This window comes from Paludibacterium sp. B53371 (assembly GCF_018802765.1).
In the GTDB taxonomy this organism is placed as follows: Bacteria; Pseudomonadota; Gammaproteobacteria; order Burkholderiales; family Chromobacteriaceae; genus Paludibacterium.
On the sequence record NZ_CP069163.1, the window covers coordinates 2,934,470 to 2,946,126 of the forward strand.

Sequence of the window (11,657 nt, forward strand, 5' to 3'; positions counted from 1 at the left end):
AAAGCCTACCTCACAATGCTCCAACCAGCAACGAGATGCCCTCATTAAAGCCCCTCTGGATTGCTTCCTTCACAGCAAAGATACTCCATTGTCATTGATTTATGGTATGACGCCAAGGTGAAATGAGGATCACCCGGCATACGTGGGCCCCAAAACCACGCTCACAGCGCATTACAGATCAATCTCTCCATCAGGAAGTCGCATGCCATATCGGAAAATAGCCTGTACCACAGGCCGGTCTGTAGCCGTTGCGGAAAGAGAAACTAGAGGAGACCGTCAAACCCAAGCAATGCATACCATCCCACCGACATCCCCCTGTATTCAGTAGCAGAGGGCTTTAGAGTCCGAGGGTAATTTAACTGATTTTCCGGTGAGTGACTTGGCGTAAGCTGCTGGGGTCAATCCACCAAGGACTTTCTTGGGCCTTTCATCGTTGCATTCCCTGCGCCAGGCTTCGATAACGACCTGGGCATGGCGTAGGCTAGTGAACCAGTGTTCGTTTAGGCATTCATCGCGGAAACGCCCGTTAAACGATTCGATATACGCGTTCTGATTGGGCTTGCCGGGCTCGATCAGAAACAGTTGCACGCCACGAGCATGCACCCAGGTCAACATGGCTCGACTACAGAACTCCTTGCCGTTATCCGTCAGAATCGCTTTGCCCCCCATGTCGTCGCCAGCTGCTCCAGGATGGACGTCAGTTGCATGCTGACCTGACTGCTTTTATCGGACCACTCGCCTCTAGAAATTCATGCCCCAAGGTTGCGTAGTCATCTCCGACTTCCGACGAAACTCCATCGGTGTCAGGTACTGCAAACTCGAATGCGGGCGCACTTCATTGTAATGAACGCGCCAGTCTTCGATCACGATTCTGGCTTCAATTCGGTTCCGGAACCACTCCATCGCCAGACACTCATCGCGAAATTTCCCGTTGAAGCTTTCATTCGTACCGTTTTGCCACGGTTTGCCGGGTTCAATGAGCGTCGATTCAATCCGCTCCTCCATCGCCCATTTCAATAACGCCTCACTGACAAATTCAGGGCCATTGTCTGATCGGATGTAGCGTGGCGCGCCATGGATACTGATCAACCGGCTCAGTACGTCGATGACACGTTTTGACCGGATCGATCCGGCGACATCAATGGCCAGACATTCCCGCGTGTATTCGTCGATCACCGTCAGGCATTTGATCTGCTGACCATTGGCACAGGCATCAAACACAAAGTCATAGCACCACACGCTGTTTCTACTGGCGGGCGCATGGGGCCGTGGCCGGCTGCCGGCTACGCGGCGCCGACGCCGTTTCCTGGGCACTTGCAGTCCGGCCTGCGCCCATAGCGCGACACAGCGATCCCGGCCAATCACGATCCCTTCTCTTTGCAGGAAGACACGAATGCGCCGCGAACCAAAGCGGGGGTACTGCCCCGCTAACAACCGCATCGATTCGATGACCGGCGCGTTCTTGCGCCGCATCTTGGGCTCGTAGTGCAAGGTCGAACGGCTGATCTGCATCAGCGCACACGCCTGCCGCTGGCTGAGCCCTCGCTCAATGGCATAGTGAGCTTGGGTCCGGCGGACCTGTGCGCTCACCATTTTTTTGCGACAATTTCCTTCATCACTTCGATTTCGAGATCGCGTTCCGCCACCAACTTCTTCAGGCGGGTATTCTCGGCTTCGAGCGCCTTCAATCGTTTGACGTCGTCGCTGACCATCTCGTCAAACCGTTTACGCCAGGCGTAGATCGATGCCTCGCTGACGCCATGGCGCTTGGCCACTTCGGTGATCGGAGCACGATCCGCTTCACGCAAGATCCTGACGATTTGTTCGTCGCTGTACCGGCTCTTCTTCATTGCCGCACCTCAGATCTGAGGAGCCATTATCTCTAGATTCGATTGGTCGGAAAAACCCATGACAGGTCAGAGGGACGTCGTTATACATAAGAAAAACATGGACAACCGGGTTCTTGTATAATGATAAAGTCCCTCTAAGCATGAACTTGTCTATTCTAGAGAGTCCGACTCAAGGGAGTTCCACCGCTGATGAGTAATATACGTAAAGGCATCATCCTGGCCGGCGGGTCTGGCACACGCCTATATCCTGCGACCCTGGCACTCAGCAAGCAGTTGATACCCATCTACGACAAACCCATGATCTATTACCCGCTCAGCACACTGATGCTTGCCGGCATACGAGAAATACTCGTCATTTCAACACCACAGGATCTACCTCGGTTTGAGGCATTACTCGGAGACGGGGCTCGTTGGGGATTAGACATCCAGTACAAAGTGCAACCATCGCCTGATGGTATCGCACAGGCATTCCTGCTCGGTGAGCAGTATCTCGCTGGAGCGCCATCTGCGCTCGTATTGGGTGATAACATTTTTTATGGCGATGATTTTGCCACTCTCTTGCAACACACCAATCGTCAGACGAGCGGAGCAACAGTTTTCGCCTATCGTGTGCAAGATCCCGAACGTTACGGCGTGATCCAGTTCGACGAAAATGGCAAGGCCGTTTCAATAGAAGAAAAACCACAATTTCCCAAATCAAACTATGCCATAACCGGTTTGTATTTCTATGACGAGCACGTTTCAGACATTGCTAAATCCATTCGTCCCTCTGCGCGCGGCGAACTTGAAATCACTGATGTCAATCTTGCCTATCTTGCTGCCGGTTCATTGGAAGTAACAACAATGGGACGTGGTTATGCGTGGCTAGACACTGGAACTCATGAATCAATGCTGGACGCCAGCCAATTTATTGCAACCATCGAAAAACGCCAGGGATTAAAAGTTGCCTGCCCAGAAGAAATATCCTACCGCATGGGCTATATATCAGCAGAACAAGTTTCTGCGTTGGCAAGCACAATGAAAAAAAACAACTATGGACAATATCTGCTTAGAATGCTAGAAGAATGACAATGCGAGCCATTGACACCCCCTTGGATGGTTTGAAAATTATTGAACCCGTTATCTTTGAAGATGATCGTGGATTTTTCTTTGAAAGTTTTAATCAAAAAGATTTTTGCAATGCCATAAACAGGGAAATTACCTTCGTCCAAGATAATCATTCTAAGTCAAAAAAAGGGGTATTGCGTGGTTTGCATTTCCAGACCCCCCCCTTTGCACAGGGTAAGCTAGTACGCGTCATCGAGGGAGAGGCATTTGATGTTGCTGTTGACATTAGACCTGACTCGAAAACTTTTGGCCGATGGTATGGGCTAAATCTCTCCGAAAAAAACAAGCTACAACTATGGATACCAGAGGGCTTCGCCCACGGCTTCTTAGCCCTAACAGAAACCGTTGAGCTCATATATAAAACCACCAATTACTGGGTCAATACGGCAGAAAAAACAATACATTGGAAAGATTCAGACATTTGTGTTGAATGGCCACTAACCGAAGCACCCATTTTATCGATTAAAGACCAGCAGGGTATCCGTCTGAAAGAAATTATCAGATCGACCACCTCCAACTCATAGAACGTCATCACTTTCAAAAAGTGGGCCTCACAGATTCGTCCGCCCGATCAGGAGAAGGGTCACGTGGAGCAACACGAGCCCCGTAGTGAGTCATCTAATAATGAAGCACGGCTGTAAATAAATCACCGCACCAAGCCCCTTTCATCCCATGACACTATCTAACGGCCCAAAGAGAAGGCCAATGTCACAGCGAGAGGACTTAATTGTATAAATCATAAAAAGGGCAAACTGCCCCCCCCCCCCGGAGGGCCTGATACCATGCGGACCGTCTGCGTCCTGCCCAAGGCTGTATAACAATTCAAAGTCGCAACCCAGATTTGAAGCACTGGACGAGCCCCCTGAAACATAGGACACCGATTCCCGCTTAGAATAAGGGATAGGTTTAAGGCTATGTTTATGACTAACACCAACAACAAGACAGACGTGCTCGGACCCGAGCGTCGTCGCCGCTGGAGCATCGAGGAGAAGCAGGCCATCGTTGCCGAGAGCTTCATGCCCGGCCAGTCGGTTTCCCTCGTTGCCCGCCGTCATGGGCTCAATCCCAATCAGCTGTTCAAGTGGCGCAAGCTTTATCAGGAAGGCAGCCTATCGGCGATTGCCGCGGGAGAAGAAGTCGTGCCCGCCTCTGAATTGGCTTCTGCCATCAAGCAAATACGCGAACTACAGCGACTCCTCGGCAAGAAGACGATGGAGAACGAAATCCTCAAAGAAGCCGTGGAAATCGCCCGCGCAAAAAAGTGGATTGCGCGCTCACCCTTATTGCCGGGGGAAGACCAGTAGCACCGGTCTGTACCTCGCTGGGGTTGGCGCGTTCGAATGTGATTCGCCGTGTGTCGCGTTCTGCCGATTGGCGGGATGGGCGTTCCTGTCGCTCGACCGACGATAGTGAGCTGGTCGAGGCAATTCGGGCCGCGATTTCGCCGCTGCCCAGCTACGGCTACCGCCGGACTTGGGGGGTGATTCGCCGGCAGCGAGAGGCCGGTCACTTGCCGCCGGTCAACGTGAAGCGCGTTTATCGCGTCATGCGCCAGCATGGTCTGCTGCTTCAGCGGCGGATCAAGCAACCAGGCACCCCGCGGCGCCATGATGGTAGGGTTGCTGTTGCCGACAGTAATCGCCGCTGGTGCTCTGACGGCTTCGAATTTCGCTGCGATAACGGCGAAAAGCTGCGTGTCGTGTTTGCGGAGGACTGCTGCGACCGTGAAATCATCAGTTGGACAGCCTCGACCGGGGGCTACACGGGCGACATGGTTCGAGATGTCATGTTGGAAGCTGTTGAGAAACGCGGCATTCAGTTGGGCATCTCGCCCGAGGTGGAATGGCTGAGCGACAATGGTTCGAGTTATATTGCCGCCGACACGCGGCTGTTTGCGCGAGAAATCGGCCTCAAGCCGTTAACCACGCCCGTCTGCAGCCCGCAGAGTAACGGCATGGCGGAAAGCATGGTCAAGACGCTGAAGCGGGACTACGTCGGCCATATGCCGAAACCGGATGCCCACACGGCCTACCGGAATCTGGCGATTGCCATTGAGCACTACAACGAGTTTCACCCGCATAGTGCGTTGAAATACCGCTCTCCACGAGAGTTTCGACGCCTGGCGGCTTCATCAACTTAAGCGTTGATCGGTGTCCTGTTATACGGGGGCAAATCCAAGCACCACCACCTGTCAGTCAAAGTCGCGCGACTTGCCTCGTTCAGCCAGGAATTTGGAACCGTGCATCTCTGTTTCGACCAGGTTGCGGCGATGGTACTCACTCCACTTTTTCCTAAGCTTTCGTCCCAGATACTTTTGGCGCAGCGACTCATTGCGAGCCCGATTGTCCTGTGAATGCCCTTTCCAGCGTCGGCCGTTTCGACACGGCGGCATGATGGCGGCTGCCGCGCGATCTACAATCGCTATTTGACATAGAAGTGTCGTACGCCCCTCCGTGGCAACCATCTCAAGTCCATCAGCCTCCGGAATTTGTGATAGCCGCTCTGGCTGCATCGTGGCATCGCCAATTTAGAGCGTTGGTAACTTTCATTGCTCGGATTTCCTGTATCTGCGCGTTAATGCCCAGATGTAGCTTGCGTCATTGGCGGCGGTAGTCTGCGCCATGCGTTTTACCCTCCACACACCCTTTTCCACCATACTTGATGCCTATGTTATCTACCAGGAGCTGTAGGCAGCCGGCTTCTTCCATACAGAGATGAAAACCTGCAGGTCTGTCTGGGGGCGGGCAATCGCACCAAGGTCAGAAACGAACCAGTTAAGTCCGGCTAGGCATAACATACCTTCGCTCATGCCTGTGGCTTAGCGTATCGCCTGACCAAACAGGTCATGGTATGGTAGGGCATAACTGGATAGCCACTTCGCAGAAAGTGGGCTGCCTTTGCCGGCTGCAGAGGATGGGACCACCTCGTGCATGTCATTGTCCAGCCAAAGAAGGTGCTACCCACTCTGTTCGAGGGACTGGTTGTAAACCCGCCAGCAAAACCTTTGTCACTTGGCACGAAGGAGCTAGATCATGCAATCACTCAACCTGACAGACGCAAGCCATGATTTGTGCAACAAAGCCATTACCAGAAGAAAGTCCAACGTCAGGCATTACCTCATCGTTGATTTGCTCACCGAGGGGCTTGGTAAGCCATTTCACATCCTGTAGCATCCAACTTGTAAAAACACTAAGCCCCTGTTCATGAAGCCGACAACATCCTATCAACGTATCTGTGAAGAAATTGCTGAGAGTCCCCGCGACTGGTTGGTAACCGGCTCGGCTGGCTTCATCGGCAGCAACCTGGTCGAGACCCTGCTTAAGCTCAACCAACGAGTAGTTGGTCTGGACAACTTCTCCACAGGTTTTCGCCACAATCTGGAAGAAGTTAAATCACAAGTCTCGGAGGCTCAGTGGGCTCGATTTAAATTCTTCGAGGGCGATATTAGAAACCTTGATGATTGCATGCGTGCGTGTTCTGGGGTGCAGCATGTACTCCACCAAGCAGCCCTCGGCTCTGTGCCGCGCAGCATAAATGACCCCATTTTAACCAATGCGAACAATATTGATGGCTTCCTGAACATGCTCGTTGCAGCGAGAGACTCAGGTGTTTCGCATTTTGTCTTTGCTGCAAGTAGCTCTACGTACGGCGACCATCCGGGGCTACCTAAAGTTGAAGATTTGATTGGATCCCCGCTATCTCCCTATGCAATTACCAAATATGTTAATGAACTCTATGCAGATATATTTGCGCGTTGCTATGGATTTCACTCCATTGGATTACGTTACTTCAACGTATTTGGAAAGCGCCAGGATCCAAATGGCGCATATGCAGCAGTGATTCCAAAGTGGATTTCATCTCTTATTAAAAACGAGCCTGTATATATCAATGGTGATGGAGAGACTAGCCGCGACTTTTGTTATATTGAGAACTGCATCCAAGCTAATATCTTGGCAGCAACTACAACCACACAGGCAGCCCAGAATCAAATTTATAATGTTGCAGTGGGCGATTCTACCTCGCTAAATCAACTATTCAATTTATTGCAAAAAAACCTATCGAATCATTTTGACCATGTAGCAGCTATCCAGCCTGTTTATCGAAATTTTCGAGCAGGAGATGTCCGTCACTCATTGGCATCCGTTGAAAAAGCAAAAATGCTCTTGGGGTACCAACCGTCATACAAGGTAGAAGATGGCCTCAACGAGGCGATGAAATGGTACATTGATTACCTGGATGAATGACTGTCCCTGCTGTTTCGTTATCCGGCCCGACCGGCTTGTTGAGCCTTGACAACAAGCAGCCTCCCTCGCGAGGGTACTAAATTGTCCTGATGTTTAACTGGTTTACCCCTTGCAGGATCAAGAATGAAACACCCCCATCCCCCATGATGGTGGGGCCGGATGCTTCTGCAGACTTCATAACGATTAAGATTGCCAATATCGAATGCGTGTTCTTTTTATCATTACCTCGCTGTCGACTGGTGGCGCTGAGATCTCCTTAAAAAAGCTTGTACTCAGCATGAACCCTCAGGATGTTCTTGTCGTTTCCCTGACAAGCCAAGGGGAGGTCGGCAACGAACTGACAAAAGCGGGATACACGGTGAAGGCGATACAGCTCAAGCCTGGCATTGGAGGGATTAAGTCGCTGTACAATCTTATCCGGCTTATTCAGAAAAGTCAGCCAGACATAGTCTCGACCTGGCTCTATCATGCGGATCTCATCGGAGGGCTCGCAGCACGCTTGGCCGGCATCAATGCTGTCGTCTGGGGAATCAGGAATGGGGAACTCCCCCGGCATGCCACCAAGCGCACTACGCGTCTCACGGCAAAGATATGTGCAATCTGCTCGCGCTGGATACCAGCAAAGATCATCTCGTGCTCACAAAAAGCTCAACAAGTGCACATCAAAATGGGGTATGACCCTAGAAAATTCTCAGTCATCCCCAATGGATTTGACCTGACCAAGTTCAAGATAATCCCTAATGCCGGATCAGAATTACGCGACAGCCTTGGTATCTCGCCGACAGTCCAGTTAATTGGCATGGTTGCACGCTATGATCCAATTAAAAACCATGAAGGCTTTCTTAAAGCCGCAGCAATTCTAAGTGCACATCGAGAAAATGTGCATTTTATTCTTGTTGGCCAAGGGATAGATCATAATAACCAACAACTTTCAGATTTAATTACATCGCTCAATCTACAGAATCGGGTTCATCTGCTGGGGCTTCGGCGAGATACAGCATCGCTATACCCTGCCTTCGACATTGCTACCCTTACGTCCTGGAGCGAAGCATTTCCCACAGTCGTTGGAGAGGCAATGGCTTGTGCAGTGCCATGTGTCGTTACCGATGCAGGCGATGCCGCCCATATCGTAGGGGATACTGGCATAGTGGTCCCAGCAGGTGATATAGAGGCGTTATCCCATGCCTGGCAACAGCTATTAGAATTAGGCCCTGACCATCGTAGGCAGATCGGTTTACGTGCAAGAGCAAGAATTGCAGAAAACTTTGAAATCAGCTCAACCCAGAAACGCTTTGCATCGCTATTTTCAGAAACTGCACAGCGCCATCCTATAGGTAGACAACTATAAATGTGTGGCTTCACTGGATTCGCCACCCCACGCTCATGGGGGGCCTTGGATGCAGCCAAGATACTGCAAATGATGGCCAGTGCCCTGTCCCATCGGGGGCCAGATGATGAAGATATATGGTTGGATAGACAAGCAAACGTTGCGCTCGCCCATCGGCGATTGGCCATTGTCGATCTGTCAACCGCCGGGCACCAGCCCATGCACTCTGCCAGCGACAGATTCGTCATTGTCTATAACGGAGAAGTTTACAACTACCAAGAGTTACGTCTCGAGCTGGAAAAGATTGCTTCGTGGCAGTGGCGAGGGCACTCAGATACGGAGGTACTGCTGGCCGGTTTTGAAACGTGGGGGATTATTGGAACATTGCAACGCAGTGTTGGCATGTTTTCTTTCGCCCTTTGGGACAAAGCGGAACATACTTTAACGCTAGCGCGAGACAGGTTTGGCGAGAAGCCATTGTATTATGGCTGGAATGACGGAATGCTCCTCTTCGGCTCCGAACTCAAAGCATTAAAGCAGCATCCATCCTTTGACCGCGAAATCGATCACTACGCATTGACGCTCATGTTGCGGTATGGCTACGTTCCCACGCCGCACTCTATTTATAAGAAAACAAAAAAACTTTCGCCGGGACATTACATCACAATCCCCCTTAATCAAGGCGTTGCCCTGGCACAGGCAGCCACCTCTTCACCATATTGGTCTCTTGAGAACGTCATTGAACAGGCGGCCCACTCTCCATTCAGTGGCACAGAAGGGGAAGCCATTGAGCAGCTCGATAGCTTGCTCAGACAAACAATCCGGCAACAACAGGTCGCCGATGTTCCCCTGGGCGCCTTTCTTTCGGGCGGAGTGGACTCCAGCACCATCGTTGCACTCATGCAGGCAGAGTCATCCCAGCCCGTCAAAACCTTTTCAATTGGATTCAATGAATCAGGCTACAACGAGGCCGGATATGCCAAGGCCGTAGCCCAACATCTTAAAACCGATCATACCGAACTGTATGTCACACCACAGGAAGTCATTGATTTAGTGCCGAAACTAGCACAAATCTGGGATGAGCCATTTGCCGACTCATCACAGATGCCAACCTACCTCGTTGCCGAATTGGCAAAGAGGCAGGTAACCGTTGCATTGTCTGGTGATGCTGGAGATGAGGTGTTTGCTGGCTACAATCGATACCTTCTTGCACAAGCAGTCTGGCGTAGAATTTCTCCTCTGCCACAGACCGTGCGAAGAGCCATGTCTTCAGGACTGACAGCTGTCGCACCGGAGCAATGGGATAAGCTGTATAAAAATACCTCCCAGATATTGCCAAAAAAATATCAGCTGGCCCAATTTGGAGACAAACTCCACAAGTTTTCGGCACTACTCGCTGCTACCAGCGATAAAGCACTCTATCAATCATTAATCACATACTGGGGAAATCCAGCGTCGATTCTATTGAATGCAGCGAATGCTGCACAAGTTCACCAAGCATTTGATCCGAATAATCAAATGAACTTGGATTTTACCAGTTGGATGATGGCTCAGGACACCAAGTCATACCTGACTGATGATATTCTCGTCAAAGTCGACCGGGCCGCGATGGCGAATAGCCTTGAAACACGAGTTCCACTACTAGACCACAGAATCGTTGAGTTTGCCTGGTCTCTCCCTGGCGACATGAAGATTAGAAATCAGCAGGGAAAGTGGCTTCTTCGCCAGGTTCTATATAAATATGTACCTGCCTCATTAATCGAACGGCCGAAGCAAGGGTTTGCAATACCAATCGGCACCTGGCTTCGTGGTCCGCTCAAAGCCTGGGCAGAACGCCTTCTGGATCGCCCCCGATTACAACAAGAGGGCATATTCAACACAGAGATGGTTCACCGCTACTGGCAGGAACATCTATCAGGGAAGCGCAACTGGCAACATCAGATATGGGCCGTTTTGATGTTTCAGAACTGGCTAGAACACAACAACTAAACTCTGTTTTGTGATTTCGTATCATATGAAAATAATACTTCTATGTTCTAACACAGCCTGGTCCATCTACAACTTCCGCAGAACCCTTGTATCTAGACTATTAGAACAAGGCCACACCGTTATTGTTCTGGCCCCACACGATCAAACATCAGAAAAACTAATACAATTAGGTTGCCAATTCATTGATATCAGCATCTCGGCTCAAGGCACCAACCCGATTAAAGATGTAAAATTAATTTACAATTTATTTAAAACATACAAACGCCTCAAGCCAGATGTGATCCTGCATTACACAATAAAACCCAACATTTATGGATCAATGGCTGCAGGATTAGCAAAAATAAAAAATATAGCGACTGTAACTGGCGCAGGATTTACTTTCACTTCAGACACTTGGCTTTCAAAAGTAGCACGGCTCTTATATCGCATTGCTTTTCGATACCCAGCGAAGATTGTTTTTCAAAATCTTGATGATCGTCGAGAGTTCATCTCCTATAAGCTATTAGATTCCAAGCTATCTGAGCATGTTCCCGGCTCAGGTGTAGATCTTCACTTTTACACCCCACAACCATCTAGTGAGAGAGATAAAACGACTTTCCTCCTGGTTGCCAGAATGCTTTGGGACAAGGGGATTGGCGAATATGTTGAAGCAGCAAAAATCCTAAAAGAAGGATATCCAGACATTGAACTGCAGATGGCAGGAGCAAGCAACGTCCCAAACCCCAGTGCAATCCCTATTGAACAAATCAACCACTGGCAAGAACAAGGGCTGATCAATTATCTTGGCTACCAAAACGACATCCGTAGTCTAATTGCCAATGCGGACTGTGTTGTCTTGCCATCATACCGAGAGGGAGTTCCTCGCTCGCTCTTAGAGGCCGCAGCGATGGGTAAGCCAGTCATCACGACGGACACTCAAGGTTGTCGGGACGTTGTCATAGCTGGCAAAACAGGCTGGCTGTGCCCAGTAAAAGATGCACATGCACTGGCTGATTGCATGAAAGAGTTTCTTTCGTTGGAAAAAGAAGACCGAGCACGCATGGGGACGATGGCTCGGTCATTTATTGAAGAGAAATTTGATGAAGAGATTATCATCAAAAAATACATGGCAATGATTGCGGAAATTACTCTCTAAGCCAT

The 11,657-nt window shown here is 50.2% G+C and carries 9 protein-coding genes and 1 pseudogene; 8 read left to right on the plus strand and 2 right to left on the minus strand.

Annotated elements, in window-relative coordinates:
• Positions 1 to 321: 321 nt before the first annotated feature.
• Both JNO51_RS13980 and JNO51_RS13985 read right to left on the minus strand, forming a co-directional pair.
• Positions 322 to 660, minus strand: a pseudogene (locus JNO51_RS13980) (transposase family protein); the annotation flags it as partial.
• 81 nt (positions 661 to 741) lie between these two features.
• Positions 742 to 1,850, minus strand: a protein-coding gene (locus tag JNO51_RS13985; protein ID WP_215778386.1) for an IS3 family transposase whose coding sequence is annotated in 2 segments (ribosomal slippage) — positions 742 to 1,592 and positions 1,592 to 1,850 — 1,110 coding nt in all. Because the reading frame shifts where the segments join, the coding sequence is not laid out codon by codon here.
• 189 nt (positions 1,851 to 2,039) lie between these two features.
• Here JNO51_RS13985 and rfbA point away from each other — a divergent pair.
• The 8 genes from rfbA (at position 2,040) to JNO51_RS14025 (ending at position 11,652) form a co-directional block, all read left to right on the plus strand.
• Entirely contained in the window at positions 2,040 to 2,918 is an 879-nt protein-coding gene (gene rfbA / locus JNO51_RS13990) for a glucose-1-phosphate thymidylyltransferase RfbA (protein ID WP_215778388.1), read from the plus strand.
• Positions 2,919 to 2,920: 2 nt separating this feature from the next.
• Entirely contained in the window at positions 2,921 to 3,481 is a 561-nt protein-coding gene (gene rfbC / locus JNO51_RS13995) for a dTDP-4-dehydrorhamnose 3,5-epimerase (RefSeq protein ID WP_215778390.1), read from the plus strand.
• Between the two features lie 396 nt (positions 3,482 to 3,877).
• Positions 3,878 to 5,097 (plus strand): IS3 family transposase gene (locus tag JNO51_RS14000; protein WP_215777831.1). Its coding sequence is split into 2 segments (ribosomal slippage): positions 3,878 to 4,220 and positions 4,220 to 5,097, totalling 1,221 coding nucleotides; the frame shifts between segments, so codons are not numbered across the junction.
• A gap of 892 nt (positions 5,098 to 5,989) precedes the next feature.
• The gene (locus JNO51_RS14005) at positions 5,990 to 6,127 is read left to right on the plus strand and encodes a hypothetical protein (RefSeq protein ID WP_215778393.1); all 138 of its coding nucleotides are present in this window, start codon (positions 5,990 to 5,992) and stop codon (positions 6,125 to 6,127) included.
• Positions 6,128 to 6,160: 33 nt separating this feature from the next.
• Positions 6,161 to 7,201, plus strand: a complete 1,041-nt coding sequence (locus JNO51_RS14010) for an NAD-dependent epimerase/dehydratase family protein (RefSeq protein ID WP_215778395.1) — start codon at positions 6,161 to 6,163, stop codon at positions 7,199 to 7,201.
• Positions 7,202 to 7,403: 202 nt separating this feature from the next.
• Positions 7,404 to 8,549 carry a glycosyltransferase gene (locus tag JNO51_RS14015; protein WP_215778397.1) on the plus strand — a complete coding sequence of 382 codons (1,146 nt, stop codon included), beginning with the start codon at positions 7,404 to 7,406 and terminating at the stop codon, positions 8,547 to 8,549.
• Positions 8,550 to 10,517: an asparagine synthase (glutamine-hydrolyzing) gene (asnB, locus tag JNO51_RS14020; protein ID WP_215778400.1), complete on the plus strand. Its 1,968-nt coding sequence runs from the start codon at positions 8,550 to 8,552 to the stop codon at positions 10,515 to 10,517.
• 25 nt (positions 10,518 to 10,542) lie between these two features.
• On the plus strand, positions 10,543 to 11,652 hold the full coding sequence (locus JNO51_RS14025; protein WP_215778402.1) for a glycosyltransferase family 4 protein: 1,110 nt from the start codon (positions 10,543 to 10,545) through the stop codon (positions 11,650 to 11,652).
• The last annotated feature ends 5 nt before the right edge of the window (positions 11,653 to 11,657 follow it).